The 22,632-nt window shown below is 70.8% G+C and carries 20 protein-coding genes; 8 read left to right on the forward strand and 12 right to left on the reverse strand.

Annotation, left to right across the window (positions count from 1 at the left end; all coding sequences use genetic code 11):
- Positions 1 to 6: 6 nt before the first annotated feature.
- From QQY66_RS11945 to QQY66_RS11970, 6 genes are all read right to left on the reverse strand, one after another.
- Positions 7 to 1,425: a lysine N(6)-hydroxylase/L-ornithine N(5)-oxygenase family protein gene (locus tag QQY66_RS11945; protein ID WP_301979147.1), complete on the reverse strand. Its 1,419-nt coding sequence runs from the start codon at positions 1,423 to 1,425 to the stop codon at positions 7 to 9.
- Positions 1,422 to 2,912 carry an aminotransferase class V-fold PLP-dependent enzyme gene (locus QQY66_RS11950; RefSeq protein WP_301979148.1) on the reverse strand — a complete coding sequence of 497 codons (1,491 nt, stop codon included), beginning with the start codon at positions 2,910 to 2,912 and terminating at the stop codon, positions 1,422 to 1,424. The genes QQY66_RS11945 and QQY66_RS11950 overlap by 4 nt, the downstream gene beginning before the upstream one ends.
- Before the next feature lie 223 nt (positions 2,913 to 3,135).
- A complete protein-coding gene (pepN, locus tag QQY66_RS11955; protein WP_301979149.1) occupies positions 3,136 to 5,658 on the reverse strand; it encodes an aminopeptidase N in 2,523 nt (840 codons plus the stop codon).
- Between the two features lie 57 nt (positions 5,659 to 5,715).
- On the reverse strand, positions 5,716 to 6,249 hold the full coding sequence (locus tag QQY66_RS11960; RefSeq protein ID WP_301979150.1) for a two-component system response regulator: 534 nt from the start codon (positions 6,247 to 6,249) through the stop codon (positions 5,716 to 5,718).
- Positions 6,250 to 6,388: 139 nt separating this feature from the next.
- Positions 6,389 to 6,739, reverse strand: a complete 351-nt coding sequence (locus tag QQY66_RS11965) for a chorismate mutase (RefSeq protein WP_301979151.1) — start codon at positions 6,737 to 6,739, stop codon at positions 6,389 to 6,391.
- Positions 6,740 to 6,956: 217 nt separating this feature from the next.
- Complete coding sequence (locus tag QQY66_RS11970; protein WP_301979152.1) at positions 6,957 to 7,847, reverse strand: AraC family transcriptional regulator; 891 nt, start codon at positions 7,845 to 7,847, stop codon at positions 6,957 to 6,959.
- 122 nt (positions 7,848 to 7,969) lie between these two features.
- Here QQY66_RS11970 and QQY66_RS11975 point away from each other — a divergent pair, with 122 nt between their 5' ends.
- Entirely contained in the window at positions 7,970 to 9,736 is a 1,767-nt protein-coding gene (locus QQY66_RS11975; RefSeq protein ID WP_301979153.1) for a beta-galactosidase family protein, read from the forward strand.
- Between the two features lie 36 nt (positions 9,737 to 9,772).
- A complete protein-coding gene (locus tag QQY66_RS11980; protein WP_301979154.1) occupies positions 9,773 to 10,654 on the forward strand; it encodes a hypothetical protein in 882 nt (293 codons plus the stop codon).
- Between the two features lie 44 nt (positions 10,655 to 10,698).
- Here the strand turns inward: QQY66_RS11980 and QQY66_RS11985 are convergent, their stop codons facing one another.
- Positions 10,699 to 11,604, reverse strand: coding sequence for an SDR family oxidoreductase (locus tag QQY66_RS11985; protein WP_301979155.1), 906 nt, complete (start codon positions 11,602 to 11,604; stop codon positions 10,699 to 10,701).
- Positions 11,605 to 11,653: 49 nt separating this feature from the next.
- Entirely contained in the window at positions 11,654 to 12,421 is a 768-nt protein-coding gene (locus QQY66_RS11990; RefSeq protein WP_301987280.1) for an SDR family oxidoreductase, read from the reverse strand.
- A 125-nt stretch (positions 12,422 to 12,546) separates the two neighbouring features.
- On the opposite strand from QQY66_RS11990, the gene QQY66_RS11995 reads away from it, so the two are divergent.
- Genes QQY66_RS11995 through QQY66_RS12010 form a run of 4 tightly spaced genes read left to right on the forward strand, consistent with a single transcriptional unit; the run spans position 12,547 to position 15,916 of the window.
- Complete coding sequence (locus QQY66_RS11995; protein WP_301979156.1) at positions 12,547 to 13,305, forward strand: enoyl-CoA hydratase family protein; 759 nt, start codon at positions 12,547 to 12,549, stop codon at positions 13,303 to 13,305.
- Positions 13,306 to 13,329: 24 nt separating this feature from the next.
- Complete coding sequence (locus QQY66_RS12000) at positions 13,330 to 14,145, forward strand: CoA transferase subunit A (RefSeq protein ID WP_301979157.1); 816 nt, start codon at positions 13,330 to 13,332, stop codon at positions 14,143 to 14,145.
- The gene (locus QQY66_RS12005; RefSeq protein WP_301979158.1) at positions 14,142 to 14,870 is read left to right on the forward strand and encodes a CoA-transferase subunit beta; all 729 of its coding nucleotides are present in this window, start codon (positions 14,142 to 14,144) and stop codon (positions 14,868 to 14,870) included. The genes QQY66_RS12000 and QQY66_RS12005 overlap by 4 nt, the downstream gene beginning before the upstream one ends.
- Positions 14,870 to 15,916 carry a nitronate monooxygenase family protein gene (locus QQY66_RS12010; protein ID WP_301979159.1) on the forward strand — a complete coding sequence of 349 codons (1,047 nt, stop codon included), beginning with the start codon at positions 14,870 to 14,872 and terminating at the stop codon, positions 15,914 to 15,916. The genes QQY66_RS12005 and QQY66_RS12010 overlap by 1 nt, the downstream gene beginning before the upstream one ends.
- A gap of 95 nt (positions 15,917 to 16,011) precedes the next feature.
- Here QQY66_RS12010 and QQY66_RS12015 read toward each other — a convergent pair whose 3' ends face one another.
- Genes QQY66_RS12015 through QQY66_RS12025 form a run of 3 tightly spaced genes read right to left on the reverse strand, consistent with a single transcriptional unit; the run spans position 16,012 to position 18,633 of the window.
- Positions 16,012 to 17,169: an acetyl-CoA C-acetyltransferase gene (locus QQY66_RS12015; RefSeq protein WP_301979160.1), complete on the reverse strand. Its 1,158-nt coding sequence runs from the start codon at positions 17,167 to 17,169 to the stop codon at positions 16,012 to 16,014.
- 35 nt (positions 17,170 to 17,204) lie between these two features.
- Positions 17,205 to 17,819 carry a TetR/AcrR family transcriptional regulator gene (locus QQY66_RS12020; protein ID WP_301979161.1) on the reverse strand — a complete coding sequence of 205 codons (615 nt, stop codon included), beginning with the start codon at positions 17,817 to 17,819 and terminating at the stop codon, positions 17,205 to 17,207.
- A 25-nt stretch (positions 17,820 to 17,844) separates the two neighbouring features.
- Positions 17,845 to 18,633, reverse strand: a complete 789-nt coding sequence (locus QQY66_RS12025) for an SDR family oxidoreductase (RefSeq protein WP_301979162.1) — start codon at positions 18,631 to 18,633, stop codon at positions 17,845 to 17,847.
- A gap of 74 nt (positions 18,634 to 18,707) precedes the next feature.
- On the opposite strand from QQY66_RS12025, the gene QQY66_RS12030 reads away from it, so the two are divergent.
- Complete coding sequence (locus QQY66_RS12030) at positions 18,708 to 19,847, forward strand: acyl-CoA dehydrogenase family protein (protein ID WP_301979163.1); 1,140 nt, start codon at positions 18,708 to 18,710, stop codon at positions 19,845 to 19,847.
- Between the two features lie 100 nt (positions 19,848 to 19,947).
- Positions 19,948 to 20,898 (forward strand): acyl-CoA dehydrogenase family protein, encoded by a 951-nt coding sequence (locus QQY66_RS12035; protein ID WP_301979164.1) that lies wholly within the window; start codon positions 19,948 to 19,950, stop codon positions 20,896 to 20,898.
- On the opposite strand, the gene QQY66_RS12040 is transcribed toward QQY66_RS12035, so the two are convergent.
- A complete protein-coding gene (locus QQY66_RS12040; RefSeq protein WP_301979165.1) occupies positions 20,873 to 22,528 on the reverse strand; it encodes a cytochrome bc complex cytochrome b subunit in 1,656 nt (551 codons plus the stop codon). The genes QQY66_RS12035 and QQY66_RS12040 overlap by 26 nt on opposite strands.
- Positions 22,529 to 22,632 lie beyond the last annotated feature (104 nt).

Genomic DNA, 22,632 nt, shown 5'->3' on the forward strand with positions numbered 1-22,632 from the left:
GTCGTGTCAGCGTCCGTCGAGGAGGGGGGTGAGGGGGCGGGGCTGGCGGGTGGGTGGGATGTGGGGTTGGGGTTCGAGGCCGAAGGTGGTGAAGGCGGTGCGGCGTGGGAGGGGGTAGGTCTCCTGGCCGGTGAGGGAGTTGAGGATGGTGGCGCTGCGCCAGGCGGCGAGGCCGAGGTCGGGGGTGCCTACGCCGTGGGTGTGGTGTTCGGCGTTCTGGACGTAGAGGTGGCAGCCGGAGGCGGTGACGGTGGGGTCGAGGACGAGGCGGAAGTGTTCGTCGATGCGGGGGCGTTCGCGGCTGTCGCGGCGCATGTAGGGGTCGAGGCCGGCGAGGAGGCGGTCGAGGGGGCGTTCGCGGTAGCCGGTGGCGAGGATGACGGCGTCGGTGGTGAGGCGGGAGCGGGTGTTCTGCTGGATGTGTTCGAGGTGGAGTTCGATTTTGGTGGTGGCGACGCGTCCTGCGGTGCGGATGCGGACGCCGGGGGTGAGGACGGCGTCGGGCCAGCCGCCGTGCAGGGTGCGGCGGTAGAGCTCGTCGTGGATGGCGGCGATGGTGTCGGTGTCGATGCCTTTGTGGAGCTGCCATTGGGAGGTGACGAGGCGGTCGCGGACAGGTTCGGCGAGGGCGTGGAAGTAGCGGGTGTAGTCGGGGGTGAAGTGTTCGAGGCCGAGCTTGGAGTACTCCATGGGTGCGAAGGCTTCGGTGCGGCCGAGCCAGTGGAGTTGTTCGCGGCCGGCGGGGCGGTGGCGGAGCAGGTCGAGGAAGATTTCGGCGCCGGACTGTCCTGAGCCGATGACGGTGACGTGTTCGGCGGCGAGCAGGGTGTCGCGGTGGTCGGTGTAGTCGGCGGCGTGGATGACGGGGACGGCGGGTGCGTCGACGAGGGGTTTGAGTGGTTCGGGGATGTGGGGTTCGGTGCCGATGCCGAGGACGATGTTGCGTGTGTAGGTGCGGCCGAGGGAGTCGGCTTGGCCGTCGGTGTCGAGCCTGGTGAAGTCGACTTCGAAGACGTCGCGTTCGGGGTTGAAGCGGACGGCGTCGACTTGGTGGCCGAAGTGGAGTGCGGGGAGGTTTTCGGCGACCCAGCGGCAGTAGGCGTCGTATTCGGCGCGCTGGATGTGGAAGCGCTCGGCGAAGTAGAAGGGGAAGAGCCTGTCGCGGGCCTTGAGGTAGTTGAGGAAGGTCCAGGGGCTGGCGGGGTCGGCGAGGGTCACCAGGTCGGCGAGGAAGGGGACTTGGATGGTGGCGCCGTCGATGAGCAGGCCGGGGTGCCAGGCGAAGGTGGGGCGCTGGTCGTAGAAGACGGTGTCGAGTTCGGCGAGGGGGTGGGTGAGGGCGGCGAGGGAGAGGTTGAAGGGGCCGATGCCGATGCCGACGAGGTCGCGGGGAGTGTCGGGCTCGTGGCGTGGGGGGTTGGTCATCGGGGGGTGGTTCCTTCCACGAGTTTCAGGAGCCCGGCGAGGTCGCCTGGCCGGGTGGCGGGGTTGAGGAGCGTTGCTTTGAGCCACAGCCGGCCGTCGAGGCGTGCCCGGCCGAGGACGGCGCGGCCGTCGGTGAGGAGTTGTCGGCGTACGGCGGCGACGGCGTCGTCGGTGGCTGTGGTGGGCCGGAACAGGACGGTGCTGATGGTGGGTGTGTCGTAGAGCTCGTAGCCGGGGTGTTCCTGGACGAGTGCGGCGAACTCGCGGGCGCGGTCGCAGATTTGGTCGATGAGTGTGCCGAGTCCGGTGCGGCCGAGGGTTTTGAGGGTGACGGCGATTTTGAGGGCGTCGGGGCGGCGGGTGGTGCGCAGGGAGCGGCCGAGCAGGTCGGGGAGGCCGGCTTCGGTGTCGTCGTCGGCGTTGAGGTAGTCGGCGTGGTGGTGCAGGGCGGCGAGGTCGCGGGCGTCCTTGACGGCGAGGATTCCGGCGGGGACGGGTTGCCAGCCGAGTTTGTGCAGGTCGAGGGTGACGGTGTCGGCGGCTGCCAGTCCGGTGAGCTTGGCGCTGTGCCGGTGGCTGAACAGGAGGGGGCCACCGTAGGCCGCGTCGATGTGGAGTCGTGCCCCGTGGGTCCGGCAGAGGGCGGCGATGTCGGGGAGCGGGTCGATGAGTCCGGCGTCGGTGGTGCCTGCGGTGGCTGCTACGAGGGTCGGGCCGGGGAGTGCGGTGAGGGCTTGGTCGAGGGCTGCGGGGTCGAGGGTGCCGGCGGGGGCGGGTACGACGACGGGGTCGGGCAGGCCGAGCAGCCAGGCGGCGCGGGGCAGCGTGTGGTGGGCGTTGGCGCCGACGACCAGCCGCACGCTCGGGCCGTGTGCTTCGCGGGCGAGGAGGAGGGCGAGTTGGTTGGATTCGGTGCCGCCGGTGGTGATCAGGGCGTCGGGGTGGTTCTGTGCGTTGTTGGCTGCGGGCCGGTGAGGGCCGATCGCTCCCCCACTTTCGAATACGCTCGAGCGGGGGGACCCCCATCGCGGCGGAGCCGCATATCGATACAGCCCCGCGCCCCTGGGTACCTCTGCGTAGACCTCGTTCGCGAGTGCTCGTGTCACCAGTTCCTCCAGCTCCGACGCCGCCGGTGCCTGGTCCCAGGAGTCCATCGACGGATTCAGGGCAGACACGGCGAGGTCGGCGGCGGTGGCGACGGCGAGGGGTGGGCAGTGGAGGTGGGCGGCGCACAGTGGGTGTGCGGGGTCGGCGGCTCCTTCGGCGACGGCTTGCACGAGGACGCGCAGGGCGTCCGGGTCGCCCTCGTCGGGCAGTACGTCACCCACCGCGTCCCGCACGCGCGCGGCGACCACCTCTGGGCCTCCCGCGGGCAGCGGTCCGCCTCGGGCGCGCTCGCCGGTGTGGAGCGCGTCGAGGACGGTGTCGAGCAGCCGCCGCAGGGCGTGGGGGCCCTCGGGGTCGCCTTGGGCCTGCAGCGTGCTCATGGGTGTCCTCCGGGCGCCGGGCAGAGGGGGTTCCAGCTTGTACGCGGTTGCGTGGTGGCGCCCGAAAAGCCCAACGATCGGAACCCGAATGGGGGTACTTCCGTGCGGGGAAAACGTGTTGGGGGTGTCGGAGTTGCGGGCGGGTCCGGGTTCGGTTCCGGAATTCCTCCGCGTGGTCCTCGACCTCGGGAGGGAGGACCAGCGGTGCCCTGCGTCTTCGGCCTTATGCCTCCCGGACCCGCAATGCCCGTGCCAGGTCGTCGAGTTGGTCGACCATTTTGCGGCGCAGGGCGGGGATGGGGTCGCCGTCGCGCAGGCAGGTCTCGCCCAGGTGGAGCGTGTCGGCGTCGACGGCGTGGACGGGGAAGGCCCAGCGGCCGGCGGCTTCGGCGATGGCGGGGCCGCGGCGGGCGGCCACGGCGACGGCGTCCGCGTAGTAGCGCGGCACGTACTCCCGTACGAGGTCGGCCTGTTCGGGCTGCCAGAAGCCCTGGGCGGTTGCTTTGAAGAGGTAGTTGGAGAGGTCGTCGGTGGCGAACATCGCCTCCCAGGCCGCGCGCTTGGCGTCCGGGTCGGGCAGGGCGGCCCGGCAGCGGGCGGCGCCTTCCTGGCCGGTGGCGCTGGGGTCGCGTTCCAGTTCGGCGGCGATGGCCGACTCGTCGGTGGCGCCGAGGACGGCGAGGCGGGCCAGGACGCGCCAGCGCAGCTCGGGGTCGAGTTCGGGGCCGCCGGGCACGGTGCCGTCGGCGAGCCAGGCGGCGATGGTGTCGGGGTGGGCGGCGACGTCGATGAAGTGGCGTACGGCGATCAGGCGCAGGCCGGGGTGGTCGCCGTCCTCGGTGCGGCGCATCAGGTCGCGGCAGAGGGCGCAGAGGGTGGCCAGCGCGGCGGGCCGCTGCTCGGGGGTGAGGTAGCGGTCGGCGATCTGGCCGGCGGCGAAGGCGAGGACGCCCTGGACGATGGCGAGGTCGGTTTCGTGCGGGAGGTGGGCGCGGGCCGCTTCGAGGTAGGCGGTGGCGGGCATCGCGGGTTCGGCGGTCGTCGCCCGGGCGCTGCCGGAGTCGCGTACGGCGTCCCTGAGCGCGTTCCAGACGACGGCTCGGGTGAGGGGGTCGGGCAGGCCGGACAGGCCGGCGTGCACGGCCTGGAAGGAGTCGGTGTCGAAGCGGATCTTGGCGTAGCTGAGGTCGCCGTCGTTGAGCAGGAGCAGTGCGGGGCGTTTGCCGAGGGGCCGGGTGTCGGTCTGCGGGATGTCGAGGTCGAGGCGTTCGCGCAGGGTGAGGCGGCCTTTGTCGGTGAGGTCGAGGTCGTAGAGGCCGACGGCGATGCGGTGGGGGCGGCTGCCGGCGTGGTCGACGGTGAGAGTGCAGGTGCCGTCGTCGCCGGGGGTGATGTGGGGGGTGAGGGTGTCGACGCCGGTGGTGCGCAGCCAGGTGTCGGCCCAGGCGTGGACGTCGCGGTCGGTGGTGGCGGCGAGGGAGTCGATGAAGTCGGCGAGTGCGGCGTTGGCGAACTTGTGGCGGGCGAAGTGGGTGTTGATGCCGGCGAGGAAGTCCTTCTCGCCGAGCCAGGCGACGAGTTGGCGTAGCGCGGAGGCGCCCTTGGCGTAGGAGATGCCGTCGAAGTTGAGGAGGGCGGAGGCGGTGTCGTCGACGGCTTCGGGGGCGACGGGGTGGGTGGAGGGGCGCTGGTCGGCGTCGTAGCCCCAGGCCTTGCGGGTGACGCCGAACTCCACCCAGGTGTCATTGAATCGGGTTGCTTCGGTGAGGGTCTGGTAGCCCATGTACTCGGCGAAGGACTCGTTGAGCCAGATGTCGTCCCACCAGCGGAGGGTGACGAGGTCGCCGAACCACATGTGGGCCATTTCGTGGGCGATGACCATGGCGCGGGTCTGCCGCTCGGTGTCGGTGACGGCGGAGCGGTAGACGAACTCGTCGCGGAAGGTGACCAGTCCGGGGTTCTCCATGGCGCCGGCGTTGAACTCGGGGACGAACGCCTGGTCGTAGGAGTCGAAGGGGTAGGGCTCGGCGAACTTCTCGTGGTAGCGGTCGTAGCACGCGCGTGTGACCTCGAAGAGTTCCTCGGCGTCGGTGTCGAGGTGGGGGGCGAGGGAGCGGCGGCAGTGCAGGCCGAAGGGCAGGCCGCGGTGTTCGGTGCGCACGGAGTGCCAAGGGCCGGCGGCGACGGCGACGAGGTAGGTGGAGATCAGCGGGGTGGGCGCGGCCTGCCAGCGGCCTTCGCCGAGGTGTTCGGTGATGCCGTTGGCGAGGACGGTCCAGCCTTCGGGGGCGGTGACGGTCAGGTCGAAGACGGCCTTGAGGTCGGGCTGGTCGAAGGCGGCGAAGACGCGTTGGACGTCGTCCATGAACAGCTGGGTGTAGACGTAGGTCTCGCCGTCGGTGGGGTCGGTGAAGCGGTGCATGCCCTCGCCGGTGCGCGAGTAGCGCATGACGGCGTCGATGTGCAGTTCGTGCTCGCCCGGAGTGAGGTCCTTGAGGGGCAGCCGGTTCTCGTCCAGGGTGTCCAGGTCGAGGTGGCGTCCGTCGAGGCGGGCATTGCGCAGCTCGGCGGGCTTGAGCTCGACGAAGGTGTCCGAGGCCTCGAGATCGCTCCGTACCGTGAAGTGGATGACGGTGACGGAGTCGAAGAACTCGTCGCCTCGCGTCAGATCGAGTTCGATCTGGTAGCGGTGGACGTCGAGAAGCCGGGCACGGGTCTGCGCTTCGTCGCGCATGAGTACGGACATGCAGGCCATGCTGCCTGATGCCACTGACAACGCACAGGCTCGGATCGGTAACGCGGCCTATGTCCGATCCTGTTCGAGTTTTCCGGTTTGGGTTCCCGGGGGCCGCTGGTTCGGTACGCGGGCGTCGGGGTGGGGCAGTGCGGGCCGTGGGGTGTGGTCCTGGACGAGGGCGCGTAGTTCGCGGACCTCGCGTTCGAGGGCGAGGTGGCGCTGGTGGGTGTCGTACAGGTAGCGGACCTTGGTGCGCAGGGCCCAGGGGTCGATGGGTTTCATGACGAGGTCGGCGACGCCGAGTCCGAAGGCGGTGGAGGTCAGTTCTTGGTCGGCGCCGAAGCCGGTGAGCAGGATGACGGGGATGTGCTGGGTCTGTTCCACGCGCCGCATGTAGCGGACCACGTCGAGGCCGCTGACGCCGGGCATGCGCACATCGAGCAGGAGGAGGCCGACCCGGCCGCGGAGCACCTGCTTGAGTGCCTCGTCGCCGCTGGTGGCGCGGGCCAGCAGATAGCCCAGCGGCGCCAGGGCGCTCTCCAGTGCGTAGAGCGTGTCCTTGTGATCGTCAACGATGAGGATCTTGGATTCCGACGGCATGGCCCGGCGTCCCTCCCGCGTGGACAACCAGCTTATGTCCGGGCACTGACGGGGCGTGCTCGTCAGCTGACAAGGAGTGCACAGCGCAGCATGCCGCGCGCGGGCCCGCATGTCACGCCCCGGGGAGCATAGGACGCGGTCAATTGGCCGCCGGTGTAGAGCCGTTCACCGTGTCCTCGGCGATGATCTCGTGGTGCCTGATCACTTCGGCGATGATGAAATTGAGGAACTTCTCAGCAAAGGCGGGATCCAGTTTGGCGCTCTCGGCGAGTGCGCGCAGCCGGGCGATCTGCCGGGCCTCGCGGCCGGGATCGGCGGGCGGCAGCTGGTGGGCGGCTTTGAGGTGGCCGACCTGCTGGGTGCATTTGAAGCGTTCGGCGAGCATGTGGACGACGGCCGCGTCGATGTTGTCGATGCTGTCGCGCAGCCGGGCGAGTTCCTCGCGGACGGCGGGGTCGACGTCACCGGTTGAGGTGTTGCTGGTGGTCATGGGCGAAACCCTACGGGGCACCCGGGCCGCCGATCATCGGGTGCGGCGAAGACGGTCGGGTTGTCGCTGAGCGGGCCCGGCGAAGTCCGCTGCGGTTCGGCAGCGCCCCGAAGGGGCGCGGGGCTGTATTTGTATGCGGCTCCGCCGCGTGGGCGCGACCAGCCACGACGGTGCCGCAGGCGACCGACGGCATAGCGCGGCACTTCCAGCGGAGCGCTCAGGGCGTGCGCGGGCGTTCGATGACGGGTGGGTCGTCGGGGTCGGGGATGCGGTCGCTCCAGCCGCCGGGGACGGTGCGGCCCTCCTGGGCGCGGAAGCGGATGGGGGCCATGCCGACGCGGCGGGTGAACAGGCGGGAGAAGTAGGCGGGGTCGTCGTAGCCGACGCGGCGGGCGACGGCGGCGACGGGCAGTTCGGTGGCGGCGAGGAGTTCCTTGGCGCGGCCCAGGCGGATGCCGAGCAGGTAGTCCTTGGGGCTGCAGCCGGCCACGCGGCGGACGGCGGCGCGCAGTTCGGCGGTGGTCATGCCGTGCCGGGCGGCGTGGTCGGCGACCGACATCGGCAGACAGGCGTCGCGGGCGAGCGCCTTGAGGACCTGGTTCCCGGCGGGGGTCAGGTCGGCGCGGGCGCGGCGCAGGGCGACGAGGAGTTCGTGGACGGCGGCGCCGGTCTCCACTTCCAGGAGCGGGTTGTCGCGGCGGGCGGCGCGCACGATGCGGGCTATGACGGCACGCGGGCCGGTGGCGTCCGCGAGGGGCACCACGGGGCGGCCGGGTTCGATGTAGCCGAGTTCGGCGTAGGTGGCGGTGGCGGGCCCGGCGAAACCGACGAAGCCCTCGTCCCAGCCGGTGTCGGGGTCGGGCCCGTAGTGGTGCGGGACGCCGGGTGTGAGCCACAGCAGGGCGGGCGCGGTGACGGTGGTACGGCGGCCGTCGGGGCCGGCGTACCAGCCGCCGCCGGTGCTGATCACGACGGCGACGTGGCTGTCGAGGGTGCGCGGTCCGACGGTGGGCAGGGCGCCGTACTGGAGGCCGACGCCGAGGCAGACCAGGCCGAGCCGGTGGTGGGCGGGGCCGGGCGTGAAGAACCGCATCCAGGTGTGGTACATCCGCGGCCGACTCCGCTCCGTGTCGTTTTGCGTCCCGGTCGTTTCCGTCCAGGTCGTTTCCGTCCAACCAGCGCCGATCTTTGTCCATGGACGTGATCGCCGCCAGGGGTGAGGGTGACGGCATGAGCGACTTCACGGTGGGGGACACGGATTTCCTGTTGGACGGGCGGCCGGTGCGGTTGCTGTCCGGTGCGCTGCACTACTTCCGCGTGCACGAGGAGCAGTGGGGGCACCGGCTGGCGATGCTGCGGGCGATGGGCCTGAACTGTGTGGAGACGTACGTCCCGTGGAATCTGCACGAGCCCGGCCCCGGCAGGTTCCGGGACGTGGGTGCGCTGGGACGCTTCCTGGACGCGGCACGGGAGGCGGGCCTGTGGGCGATCGTGCGGCCGGGGCCGTACATCTGCGCCGAGTGGGAGAACGGTGGGCTGCCGCACTGGGTACCGGGGCATGCACGCACGCGTGACGAGCGTTTTCTGCGTCCCGTGGAGCGCTGGTTCGGCCGGCTGCTGGAGGAGGTCGTGCCCCGGCAGATCGACCGCGGCGGCCCGGTGATCATGGTGCAGGTGGAGAACGAGTACGGCAGCTACGGCTCGGACGCGGAGTATCTGCGCCGGCTCGCCGAGCTGCTGCGGGACCAGGGTGTCACGGTGCCGTTGTTCACCTCGGACGGCCCGGAGGACCACATGCTCTCCGGCGGATCCGTCCCCGGTGTTCTCGCCACGGTGAATTTCGGCTCCCACGCACGCGTGGCGTTCGAGACGCTGCGCGGGCACCGCCCCGAGGGTCCGCTGATGTGCATGGAGTTCTGGTGCGGCTGGTTCGACCACTGGGGCGGGCAGCACACCGTGCGCGACGCCCAGGATGTGGCCGAATCCCTGCGGGAGATCCTGGAGTGCGGTGCCTCGGTCAACATCTACATGGCACACGGCGGCACCAGCTTCGCCGGCTGGGCGGGCTCCAACCGGGGCGGCGGCGACATGCACGACGGGCCGCTGGAGCCGGACGTCACCTCCTACGACTACGACGCGCCGATCGACGAGTACGGCCGCCCCACGGAGAAGTTCTGGCGCCTGCGCGAGGTGCTCGCCGAGTACGCCGACGGTCCGCTGCCCGAACCGCCGCCGACACCTGAGCCGTTGGGCGCCCCGGCCGACGTGGACCTCGCGGGCTGGGCGCCCCTGAGTGCCGTACTGGAGACGCTCGGCGGCCCGGAGACCACCTCTCCTCTCCCGCCGTCCTTCGAGGAGCTGGACGTCGACCGGGGGGTCGTACGGTACGAGATCACCGTGCCGGGGCCGCGGCGGCCGTACCCGCTGATCGCGCGCGGGCTGCGGGATGTGGCGGTGGTGTACGTCGACGGGGAGCGGGCCGGGGTGCTCACCGAGGGCGACGAGCAGCTGAAGGAGCCGGTTGGCGGGCACGCGCGCGTGGAGCTGTGGGTGGAGTCCCTGGGGAGGGTCAATTACGGGCCGCGATCCGGGGAGTCCAAAGGCATCACGGGGGGCATCCTGCACGAGCGGCAGTTTCTGCACGGGGTACGCGCGCGTGCACTGCGGCTGGACGCCTTCGACGCGGGGGTGGACGGCGTGCCGTTCGAGCCGTCGTCCGGGGAGGGTGCTCCCGGCCTGTACCGGGGTACCGTCATGGTCCGTGGCGCCGGGGATGCCTGCCTGGAGCTGCCGGGCTGGACGCGCGGGTTCGTGTGGATCAACGGCTTCAACCTCGGGCGTTACTGGTCGGCGGGCCCACAGCGCACGCTGTACGTCCCCGGGCCGGTGCTGCGGGAGGGCGGCAACGAGGTGTGGGTGCTGGAGTTCGAGGGGCCGTCGGCACAAGCCGGGCTCCGCCTGATGTCCGACCCGCGAAACCCGCTCATACCCTCGTAGAGTGGAATCGGGTCAGGGCGTCTTGGGGGTACGGGCGTGGCGAACGACGGACCGGTCGAGCACGGCTACCCACACCTGGAGACGGTGCGGGAGTCGATCACCGCGCTCTACAAGCGGCTGTCGTACGACACCATCCAGGCGTTCGCGACCAGTGTGCCCCCCGTCGACGTGGCGTTCTGCGACACCGACGACCTGTATCTGGGCGCCCAGCGGGTGGCCCGCGAGCTGGTGCGGCACTACCGGCTCCCGGACGCCCGGGTGATCGTCAGCTTCCGCGAGATGAATCACGCCGCGAACGTCGAACTCGCCGCGGGCCCGGAGTACTTCGTCGAGTTGAACGACCGCTTCCGCACCCACCGGCGGGACATCGGGGCGGCCCTCGCCCACGAGATCATGCACGTCTATCTGCACCGCCTCGACCTGTCGTTTCCCGGCACCCGCGACAACGAGATCCTCACCGACACCGCGACGACGTATCTGGGCGCCGGCTGGCTGCTCCTCGACGCCTACCGGGAGGACGCGGCGTCGTCGCAGAAGCTCGGCTATCTGACACCGGAGGAGTTCGGGTACGTCCTGGCCAAGCGCGCCCTGGTGTTCGGCGAGGACCCGTCCGTGTGGTTCACCAGTCCGCAGGCCTATACGGCGTACACGAAGGGCATGGCCCAGGCCCGCCGCGACGAGCAGCAGCCCCCGCTGACGGCGGCCGGCTGGGCGGGCCGCCGCCGCTACGCCCGCGACCGCCGCCACGTCCACGGCCCTCAGCCCGGCGTCCCGTACACCTTCAGCCCCGACGGCGGCGGCCACCTCCGTGTCACGTTCCCCTGCCCGACCTGCCACCAGCGGATCAGGGTGCCGGTGCGGGGTCGGATGCGGGCGCGGTGTTCCTTGTGCCGGACGGTGCTGGAGTGCGACACGTAGGCGGCTGTTCTTTGTGCCGGACGAGTGCGAGACGCAGGCCGTCCTCACGTCCCGTACACCTCTCCGGGCACCTCCGCTTCCTCCAACAGCTTCAGCACCGTCTCCCCCACCTCCCCCGCACCCCACCGCGCCCCCTTGTCGGCGGTCGGCCCCGCGCGCCAGCCCTCCATGACGGTGATCCGGCCGCCCTCCGCCTCGAAGACCCGCCCGGTCACCCCCGCGCTCCCCGCCGAGCCCAGCCAGACCACCAGCGGCGAGACGTTCTCCGGGGCCATCGCGTCGAAGCCTGCGCCCGGCGCCGCCATGGTCTCGGCGAAGGTGTGTTCCGTCATCCGGGTCCGGGCCGCCGGGGCGATCGCGTTGACCTGGACGCCGTACCGAGCGAGCTCGGCGGCGGCGACCAGCGTCAGCCCGACGATCCCGGCCTTCGCCGCGCTGTAGTTGCCCTGCCCGACCGAGCCGAGCAGCCCCGCACCGCTGCTGGTGTTGACGATCCGCGCATCGGGCAGACGGCCCGCCTTGGCCTCGGCACGCCAGTGCGCGGCGGCGTGTTTCAGCGGCAGGAAGTGGCCCTTGAGGTGGACGCGTACGACGGCGTCCCAGTCGTCCTCGTCCAGGTTGACCAGCATCCGGTCGCGCAGGTAGCCCGCGTTGTTGACGAGCGTGTCGAGCCGGCCGTAGGTCTCCAGGGCGGTCCGGATCAGTGCGGCGGCGCCGTCGGTCGTGGCGATGTCGCCGCCGTGCGCGACCGCCTCGCCGCCCGCCGCGCGGATCTCCTCGACGACCTGGCCGGCCGGGCTGCCGGGGCCCGGTGTGCCGTCCAGGCCGACGCCGAGGTCGTTGACGACGACCCGCGCGCCCTCGGCGGCGAACGCCAGCGCGTGGGCACGGCCGAGGCCACGGCCGGCGCCGGTGACGATCACGACGCGTCCGTCGCAGATTCCGGTCATGGTGCCTCTCCTTGTCGACTCATCGCTCTTGTCTCCCCCGGCGCTCATCTCACGTCTCTTTGTTGGCGGTTGCGGCATCCAGGAACGCGGGCAGCTCCCCTCCCCCGTGCACCAGCAGGCTCGCCCCGCTGATGTAGGCGGCCGCGTCGGAGGCGAGGAAGACCGCGGCGGCGCCGACGTCGGCGGGATCGGCGAGGCGGCCGAGCGGGACGGTGCGGCCGACCGCCTCGATGCCGTCGTCGCCGCCGTAGTGCAGGTGGGACAGCTCTGTGCGGACCATGCCGACGACGAGGGTGTTGACACGGACCTCCGGCGCCCACTCCACGGCCATCGACCGGGCGAGGCTCTCCAGGCCCGCCTTGGCCGCGCCGTACGCCGCCGTGCCGGGTGAGGGGCGGTCGCCGCTGACGCTGCCGATCATGACGACGGCGCCGCGGGACCGCTTGAGGTGCTCGTAGGCGGCGAGGGAGGCGGTCAGTGGAGCGATCAGGTTCAGCTCGACGACCCGTGCGTGCCGCTCGACGCCCGCGTCGGCCAGCCGCCGGAAGGGGCTGCCGCCCGCGTTGTTGACCAGCACGTCGAGCCGGGTCAGTCCGCCGAAGAAGGCGCGCACGGCGTCCGGGTCCCGCAGGTCCACGGGCACGAACTCGGTTCCCTCGACGGGGTCTTCGGGCGGTCGGCGTGCGCAGACGACGACCTCCGCGCCCGCCTCGACGAACGCCTTCGCGATGCCCGCGCCGACACCACGGGTGCCGCCGGTGACGACGGCGACGCGGCCACCGAGAGGCCGGTCGCGGGGATGGCCGGGGTTTTCCACAGGGTCTGGCGCTTGGTTTTCCACAGGGCCTCCCGCCGCGATCCGCCTGCTGCTAGCTTCGAAGCCTCACACCTAACAAATGTTTGGTGGAAAGGTAGCTGAGTGCGAAGGTAGCTGATGCGCCCATGGGTGTCTCCACCTCGTCCCCGGAAAAGGGGCCCGAAAAGAACGGAATCGCCGTTGTCACCATCGACTTCCCGCCGGTGAACGCCCTACCGGTGGACGGCTGGTTCGCGCTGGCCGACGCGGTGCGCACGGCCGGCCGCGACCCGGAGGTGCGGTGTGTGGTGCTGGCCGCCGAGGGGCGGGGGTTCAACGCGGGCGTGGACATCAAGGAGATACAGGCGCGCGGGCAGAGCGCGCTGGTCGGCGCCAACCGGGGCTGCTTCGCGGCGTTTTCGGCGGTGTACGAGTGCGAGGTGCCCGTGGTGGCGGCGGTGCAGGGCTTCTGCCTGGGTGGGGGCATCGGTCTTGTGGGGAACGCGGATGTGATCGTGGCGAGCGAGGACGCCGCTTTCGGGCTGCCCGAGCTGGACCGTGGAGCGCTGGGCGCCGCCACTCACCTGGCCCGGCTGGTCCCGCAGCACCTGATGCGCGCCCTGTACTACACCTCGCGGACGGCGACCGCGGCCGAGCTGCACACGCACGGCTCGGTGTGGCGGGTGGTGCCGCGCGAGGAACTCCCTTCGGCCGCCCTGGAGTTGGCTCGCGAGATAGCCGCGAAGGACGGGGAGCTGCTCCGGCTGGCCAAGGCCGCGATCAACGGCATCGACCCGGTGGACGTGCGCCGCAGCTACCGCTTCGAGCAGGGCTTCACCTACGAGGCGAGCGTGAGCGGCGTGGGCGACCGGGTCCGCGACGCCTTTGGAAAGGACGGTGCCTGAGTGGGCGAAAGGACGATGACCCCCGTGGGTGACAAGACGATGACTGCCGACGAGGCTGTCTCCGGGCTGGAGAGCGGCATGACCCTCGGCATCGGCGGCTGGGGCTCGCGCCGCAAACCGATGGCCCTGGTGAGTGCAGTGCTCCGGTCCGGCATCACCGACCTCACGGTGGTGTCGTACGGCGGCCCGGACGTCGGCATGCTCGCCGCCGCCGGCCGGATCCGCAAACTGGTCGCCCCCTTCGTCACCCTCGACTCGATCACCCTGGAACCGCACTACCGGGCGGCCCGCGAGCGGGGGGAGCTGGAGCTGATGGAGATCGACGAGGCGATGTTCATGTGGGGGCTGCACGCGGCGGCGAACCGGCTGCCCTTCCTGCCGGTGCGGGCCGGGATCGGTTCCGATGTGATGCGGGTCAACCCCGGTCTGCGGACGGTGACGTCGCCGTACGACGACGGGGAGACGTTCGTGGCCATGCCCGCCCTGCGCCTGGACACGGCCCTGGTCCATGTCAACCGCGCCGACCGGCGGGGCAACGGCCAGTATCTGGGGCCCGACCCGTACTTCGACGACCTGTTCTGCGAGGCGGCGGACGCGGCGTTCGTCTCCTGCGAGCGGATCGTGGACACCGCCGAGCTGACGAAGGAGGCCGCACCCCAGACCCTGCTGATCAAACGTCATGCGGTGACGGGCGTGGTGGAGGCGCCGGGCGGCGCGCACTTCACGTCCTGCGCGCCCGACTACGGGCGGGACGAGGCCAGGCAGAAGGAGTACGCGACCACACCCTGGGCCGAGTTCGCCGAGCGGTTCCTCAACGGGCCCGAGGAGGAGAGGACATGACCGTGATGCGGAGTGAGTTCTGTGTGATCGCCTGCGCCGAGGCCTGGCGCGGCGGCGGTGAGATCCTGGCGAGCCCCATGGGCCAGATCCCCTCCGTCGGCGCGCGCCTCGCCCGGCTCACCTTCGCACCGGACCTGTTGCTGACCGACGGTGAGGCGATGCTGGTCGACGTGGACGGCACCGTCGAGGGCTGGCTGCCGTACCGGCAGCATCTGACCCTCGTCACCGGAGGCCGGCGGCACGTGATGATGGGCGCGAGTCAGATCGATCGCTTCGGCAACCAGAACATCTCCTGCATCGGCGACTGGGAGAAGCCGAAGCGGCAGCTTCTGGGTGTGCGGGGCGCGCCGGTCAACACCCTCAACAATCCGACCAGTTACTGGATCCCGAAGCACTCCCGGCGGGTGTTCGTGGAGAAGGTCGACATGGTGTGCGGGGTGGGGTACGACCATGCGGGCGGTGCCCGCCATCACCGCATCCCCCGGGTCGTCTCCGACCTCGGCGTCTTCGACTTCGACACCCCGGACCGCTCGATGCGGCTGGCCTCGCTGCATCCGGGCGTGACCGTCGAGGAGGTGAAGGATGCGACGGGGTTCGCGCTGACGATCCCGGACGAGGTGCCGTACACCCGCGAGCCGACGCCCACCGAACTGCGGCTGATCCGCGAGGTGATCGACCCGGACAACCGGCGCGCGCGTGAGGTCCCCGAGGAGGCGAGGGCCTGATGGACACCGCGCTCACCCACCTGGTCGGGGTCCGCCACCCGATCGTGCAGACGGGCATGGGCTGGGTGGCAGGCCCGCGTCTGGTCTCGGCGACGGCGAACGCGGGCGGGCTGGGCATCCTCGCCTCGGCGACGATGACGACCGACCGGCTGCGTGAGGCGATACGCGAGGTCACGTCCCGTACGACGGCGCCCTTCGGCGTCAACCTCCGCGCCGACGCCTCCGATGCCGGGGACAGGGCGCGGATCCTGATCGAGGAGGGCGTCCGGGTCGCCTCCTTCGCGCTGGCGCCCTCCGCCGAGCTGATCGGCACGCTCAAGGACGCGGGCGTGGTCGTGATCCCGACGGTCGGCGCCCGGCGGCATGCCGAGAAGGTCGCGGCCTGGGGCGCGGACGCGGTGATCGTGCAGGGCGGAGAGGGCGGCGGGCACACCGGCGAGGTGGCGACGACGGTTCTGCTGCCGCAGGTCGTGGACGCGGTGCGGATACCCGTGGTGGCGGCGGGCGGCTTCTTCGACGGCCGGGGCCTGGTCGCGGCGCTGGCCTACGGGGCGGCGGGCGTCGCCATGGGCACCCGGTTCCTGCTCACCTCGGACTCGACGGTGCCGGACGCGGTCAAGGCGCGGTACCTGACGGCGAGCGTCCGGGACATCACGGTCACCAGGGCGGTCGACGGCCTGCCCCACCGCATGCTCCGCACGGAACTGGTCGACTCGCTGGAGAACTCCGGCCGCGCCAGAACCCTGCTGCGGGCCATGGGTCACGCGGCCCGCTTCCGGAAGCTGTCCGGCATCGGCTGGCCGGCGATGCTCCGCGACGGTCTCGCCCTCAAGCACGGCAAGGACCTGTCCTGGAGCCAGGTCCTGCTCGCCGCGAACACTCCGATGCTGCTCAGAGCGTCGATGGTGAACGGACGTACGGACCTCGGGGTGATGGCGTCGGGACAGGTCGCCGGGGTCATCGACGACCTGCCGTCCTGCGCGGAGCTGGTGGAACGGATCATGAAGGAGGCCGAGAAGACACGGGACCGACTGGCGTCCCCCTAGCAGCGCCCCCGAAGGGGCGCGGGGAACTGCGCGACCAGCCACAACGCAGCCGCAGACGACCGACGGCCATCGCGGCTATCCCAGCGGAGCTCTTGTCACAGCCTCTCAATGATCGTCACGTTCGCCTGCCCCCCGCCCTCACACATGGTCTGCAGCCCGAAGCGCCCGCCCGTGCGCTCCAGTTCGTGCAGCAGGGTCGTCATCAGCTTTGCGCCGGTCGCGCCGAGCGGGTGGCCGAGGGCTATCGCGCCGCCGTTGACGTTGACCTTCTCCGGATCGGCGCCCGTCTCCTTCAGCCAGGCCAGGACGACGGGGGCGAAGGCCTCGTTGATCTCGACGAGGTCGATGGCGTCGATGGAGAGGCCGGTCTTCTTCAGGGCGTGGGCGGTGGCGGGTATCGGAGCGGTCAGCATCCGGATCGGGTCCTCGCCGCGCACCGAGAGGTGGTGGACTCGGGCGCGCGGCGTCAGTCCGTGCTCGCGCACTGCCCGCTCGGAGGCCAGCAGCATGGCGGCCGCGCCGTCGGAGACCTGCGAGGAGCAGGCGGCCGTGATCGTGCCGCCGTCGATGACCGGCTTGAGCGCGGCCATCTTCTCCAGGGAGGTGTCCCGACGCGGCCCCTCGTCGACGGTCACCTGGCCGTACGGGACGGTCTCGCGCTGGAAGCGGCCCTCGTCGATCGCCCGCAGCGCCCTCCGGTGTGAGCGCAGCGCGAACTCCTCCTGGTCCTGCCTGCTGATTCCCCACTTGCCGGCGATCATCTCGGCGCCGACGAACTGGTTGACCGCCCGGTCCCCGTACCGCGCCCGCCAGCCCTCGCTGCCCGCGAAGGGGCCCTGGGTGAAGCCCAGCGGCTCGGCGGCCTGCCGGGTCGCATAGGCGATCGGGATCTGCGACATGTTCTGCACCCCGCCCGCGACGACCAGGTCCTGTGTCCCGGAGAGCACGCCCTGCGCCGCGAAGTGCACGGCCTGCTGCGAGGATCCGCACTGCCGGTCCACCGTCACGCCCGGCACCTCCTCCGGCAGCCCGGCGGCCAGCCAGCAGGTGCGGGCGATGTCGCCGGCCTGCGGCCCGACCGCGTCCAGGCAGCCGAAGACGACGTCCTCGACGGCGGCGGGATCGACGCCTGACCGCGCGATCAGCTCCTTCAGCACATGCGCACCCAGATCGGCCGGATGGACCCCGCTCAGTCCTCCCCCGCGCCGCCCCACGGGCGTACGGACCGCTTCGACGATGTAGGCCTCGGCCATGGCAACTCCCCAGACTTCCGGACTCCAGCAGTGGGTCAGGTACGTACGGCGATCCCGTCCAGCACCATCGACAGGTACTGCCGGGCGATCTCCTCGGGGCTGTGGTGTCCGCCGGGCCGGTACCAGGACGCGGCGACCCACACCGTGTCCCGCACGAACCGGTAGGTGAGCCGGACGTCGAGGTCGGACCGGAAGACCTCGGCCGCGACCCCGCGCTCCAGCGTGGACAGCCACGCCTTCTCGAACTTGCGCTGCGATGCGGCGAGGAACGCGAACCGCTCCTGCGCCACGAGGTGCTTGGACTCCTTCTGGTAGATCGCGACGGCGGCACGGTGCCGGTCGATCTCCCGGAACGACTCGGTGACCAGGGCCTCCAGCGTCTCGCGCGGGCCCAGCTCGGCGGCGCCCAGGACGGCGTCGTACCCGTCCCACAGCTCGTCGAGGAACGTCCGCAGGATCTCCTCCAGCATCGATTCCTTGGAGTCGAAGTGGTAGTAGAGGCTGCCGGCCAGCATCCCCGCGTGGTCCGCGATCTTGCGGACGGTGGTGGCGTTGTAGCCCTGCTCGGCGAAGACCTCGGCAGCGGTGTCGAGGAGCTCGCGCCGACGCTCGGGGGCGGCGGTCACCTGGGGCTTCTTCTTCGTAGGCACAAGCACATTGTGGGCCGCTCCGTGGTCAGGGATGCCGGCTGCTGACGGAGACGACCTCTCCGGTCATGTACGAGGAGTAGTCCGACGCCAGGAACACGATCACGTTGGCCACCTCCCAGGGCTCGGCGTACCGCCCGAAGGCCTCCCGCGCGGTCAGCTCGGCCAGCAGGTCGGGGCTGGTCACCTTCACCAGGTGCGGATGCATGGCGAGGCTCGGCGAGACCGCGTTGACCCGCACCCCGAACTCGGCGGCCTCCAGCGCCGCACACCGGGTCAGCGCCATCACTCCCGCCTTCGCGGCGGCGTAATGCGCCTGCCCGGCCTGGGCGCGCCAGCCGACGACGGACGCGTTGTTGACGATCACTCCGCCGTCGCCGCCGCTCCGGAACAGCCGTAGCGCCGCCCGGGTACACCGGAAGGTCCCGTTCAGCGTCACATCGAGCACCTTCGACCACTGCTCGTCGGTCATGTCGACGAGGTCCGAAGTCCCGCCCAGCCCGGCGTTGTTGACGACGACATCCAGACGGCCGTGCTGCTCGACCGCCGCCTCGAACAGCACGCTCACCTGCGTCTCGTCGGTGACATCGCACGGCAGCGCGGCAACGGCCGTCCCGAACTCCCCGGCCAGCTCGGCCTCGTACTCCTTGAGCCGCCGCACATGGGCGTCGCTGATCAGCACGCGCGCGCCCTCCTCCAGGAAGCGCCGCGCTGTCGCCCCGCCGATCCCCGCCCCGGCCGCCGCGGTGATGACGGCGGTGCGGCCCTTCAGCAACCCGTGCCCGGGCACGTAGGCCGGACTCTCGACGCCTGTCATAGGGACACGCTAACCTACCAAACACTTGTTAGGGAAGACCGCTGAGGAGTTCACGGCCAAGGGGGACGCCACCGATGGATCTCGCCTTCACACATGAAGAGGACGCCTTCCGGGCCGAGGCCCGCACCTGGCTGCACGCGCACGTGCCGTCCACCCCGCTGCCCTCGCTGGAGACGGAGGAGGGCTTCCGGGCTCACCGCGCATGGGAGACGGAACTGGCCGCGGACCGCTGGTCGGTGGTGGACTGGCCGAGCGCGTACGGCGGCCGGGATGCGGGCCTGATCAGATGGCTGATCTTCGAGGAGGAGTACTACACGGCGGGCGCGCCCGGCCGCGTCAGCCAGAACGGCATCAGCCTGCTCGCCCCCACCCTCTTCGACCACGGCACGGAGCGACAACGCGCGCGCGTGCTGCCGCCGATGGCCTCCGGCGAGGTGATCTGGGCCCAGGCGTGGTCGGAGCCCGAGGCCGGTTCGGACCTCGCATCCCTGAAGGCCAGGGCCGTCCGCACGGACGGCGGCTGGCTGCTCACCGGGCAGAAGACCTGGTCGTCACGTGCCGCATTCGCCGACCGCGCGTTCGGCCTGTTCCGCACCGAGCCGGACACCCCGAAGCCCCACCAGGGCCTGACCTACCTGATGTTCGACCTGCGCGCACCGGGCGTCACCGTCCGCCCGATCGGTCGCCTCGACGCAAAGCCCGCCTTCGCCGAACTGTTCCTGGACGAGGTGTTCGTGCCGGACGAGGACGTGATCGGCGAACCCGGGCAGGGCTGGCGGATCGCCATGTCGACAGCGGGCAACGAACGCGGGCTGAAGCTGCGCTCCCCGGGCCGTTTCCTCGCGAGCGCCGACCGCCTGCTGACGCTCTGGCAGGCACAAGGAGAACCGGAATCCACGAAACGCCGTGTCGCCGACGCCCTGATCGGCGCTCGCGCCTACCAGCTCTTCACCTACGCCGCCGCCTCCCGCTTCCTCGACGGCCAGGAAATCGGCCCGGAGTCCAGCCTGAACAAGGTCTTCTGGTCCGAGTACGACATCGCGCTGCACGAGACGGCCCTCGATCTCCTGGCCGAGGAGGGCGAGTTCGCGGACACGGACTGGTCGGAGCGGTACGTCTTCGCACTCGCCGGCCCGATCTACGCCGGCACGAACGAGATCCAGCGGGACATCATCGCCGAACGCCTGCTCGGCCTTCCGAAAGGACGCCGCTGATGCGCGAGGGCTCCGCCGACGCCGAAGAAAGCGCGACGCACATGAAGGAGGCCGCGTTGATGCCCGAAGGAACGCCCTCGATGCCGAAAGGTCGCCGCTGATGCGCTTCCTCCTCGACGCCGAGCAGCGCGCGTTCGCCGCCTCGCTGGATGCGATGCTGACCTCCGCGGACACGCCCTCGGTGGTACGGGACTGGAGCCGCGGCGAGCACGGCAGCGGGCGCGCGCTGTGGGGCCGTATCGCCGACGCGGGCGTGTTCGCACTGGCGGTACCGGAGGAGTACGACGGACTGGGTCCCCGGCCCGTCGAACTCGCCCTCGCCTTTGTCGAGTTGGGGCGACACGCGGTACCCGGCCCGCTGGTGGAGACCGCGACAGCGGCGGTACTGCTCGACAAAACCGAACGCCTCCTCCCGCCCCTCGCCTCCGGCGAGACCATGGCCACCGTGGCGTACGACAGCCCGTACGCCCTCGACGGCGACGCGGCCACGATCCGTCTCGCCCTCAGCCCCGACGCCCTCCACCTGTCCCCCGGCCACGGCCCCGTCCGCCCCTCCCTCGACCCCGCCCGCCGCCTCACCCCCCTCGCTCCGGGCGGCGAACTCCTCACCCCCACCCCACCCGTCGAGCAAGCCCTCACCTGGGCCCGCCTCACCACTGCCGCCCAGGCGCTGGGCGTAGGACTCGCCCTCCTCGACAAGACCGTCGCCTACGTCAAGCAACGCACCCAATTCGGCGCACCCATAGGCTCGTTCCAAGCCGTCAAGCACCGACTGGCCGACGCGAAGACCGCCCTGGAGTTCGCCCGCCCCCTGCTCTTCGGCGCCGCGCTGACGATGGAGCCCGCTGATGTCGCCGCAGCCAAGGTCACGGCCTGCGAGGCGGCGTATGCGACGGCGCGGACCGCGCTGCAGCTGCATGGCGCGATCGGGTACACCTCGGAGTACGACCTGTCGCTGTGGCTGACCAAGGCCCGTGCCCTGCGCACCGCCTGGGGCACTCCGGACGAGTGCCGGGCCTTGGTCGTCAGGGGTGGTGGTCGCCGCTGGTGACCTCCCGGTACTCCTCCACCGTCGGCTTCTCGATCCGCTTGTCGGGCCCGAACATGGCCTGCGCCAGCCGGGCCCGCAGCCGCTGGGACGGCTTGACCCGACGGCGGACACCGCCCGCGTCGACGAGCGGACCGAGCTCGTACGGTGCGTTCTGCTCGTGCTGGGTCAGGGTGAACAGCTGCTCCTGCGAGACGGGTTCATGGACCTCGATGTACTCGCCGTTCGGCAGCCTCTTGATGGTGCCCGTCTCCCTGCCGTGCAGCACCTTGTTCCGGTCCCGGCGCTGGAGGCCGAGACAGATCCGCTTGGTGATGCTGTAGGCGAGGACCGGCACCACGAAGACCGCGATCCGCACGAACCAGGTGATGTCGTTGATGGACAGATGCAGATGGGTGGCCACGATGTCGTTGCCGCCGCCGATCAGCAGCACCGCGTACAGGCTGATCCAGGCCACGCCGAGCCCGGTGCGCACGGGCGCATTGCGCGGCCGGTCCAGGATGTGGTGCTCGCGTTTGTCGCCGGTGACCCATGCCTCGACGAAGGGATACACGCCGATCGCGAGCATGACCAGCGGGAACAGCGCGAAGGGGATGAACACGCCCAGCGCGAGGGTGTGGCCCCAGAGGTCGATCTCCCATCCCGGCATCACCCGGATCAGCCCCTCGGAGAACCCGAGATACCAGTCGGGCTGGGCGCCGGTCGTGACCAGATCGGGGCGGTAGGGCCCGAAGGCCCACACGGGGTTGATGCTGGCGATGCCCCCCATCATCGTCAGCACGCCGAAGACGAGGAAGAAGAAGCCGCCCGCCTTCGCCATGTAGACCGGCAGGAAGGGCATGCCGACCACCGACCTGTTGTCGCGGCCGGGGCCGGGATACTGCGTGTGCTTGTGGTAGAAGACCAGGATCAGATGGGCGGCCACCAGCCCCAGCATGATCCCGGGCAGCAGCAGCACATGGATCGGGAACAGGCGCGAGATGATGTCGTGCCCGGGGAACTCCCCGCCGAAGAGGAAGAACGACAGATACGTCCCGACGATCGGGACGGACAGGATCGCGCCCTGGGCGAAGCGGATACCGGTGCCGGAGAGCAGGTCGTCGGGGAGCGAGTAGCCGGTCAGGCCGGTGATGATGCCGAGCATCAGCAGGGTCCAGCCGAAGAGCCAGTTGAGCTCGCGCGGCTTGCGGAACGCCCCGGTGAAGAAGATCCGCATCATGTGCACGAGCATGGCGCTGACGAAGACCAGCGCCGCCCAGTGGTGGATCTGCCGCATCAGCAGCCCGCCGCGCACATCGAAGCTGATCTCGAGCGTGGACTCGAACGCCCTGGTCATCAGGACGCCGTTGAGCGGTTCGTACGAGCCGTGGTACTCGACCTCGACCATGCTCGGCTCGAAGAACAGGGTGAGGTAGACACCCGTGAGGATCAGGACGATGAAGCTGTAGAGCGCGACCTCGCCCAGCAGGAAGGACGGGTGGTCGGGGAAGACCTTGCGCATCTGCGCCTTGGCCAGCCCGTAGATCCCGAGCCGCCCGTCGGCCCAGTCCGCGAGTTTCTCGCCCCTGCCGGGAGCCTGCCTGCGCGAGCGGGCGGACCCGCCGGCCTGGTCCACCGATCGTGCGCCGTCCATACGTCGTCGCCTCCCCGTCGGATCTCACTCAGGGTGGCACGGCGGTCACGGCTCAGCCAACGGTGCGAGCAGACGGGTGGCGGGCGCTCCGCGGGCTGGGCTGG

Source organism: Streptomyces sp. DG2A-72 (genome assembly GCF_030499575.1).
In the GTDB taxonomy this organism is placed as follows: Bacteria; Actinomycetota; Actinomycetes; order Streptomycetales; family Streptomycetaceae; genus Streptomyces.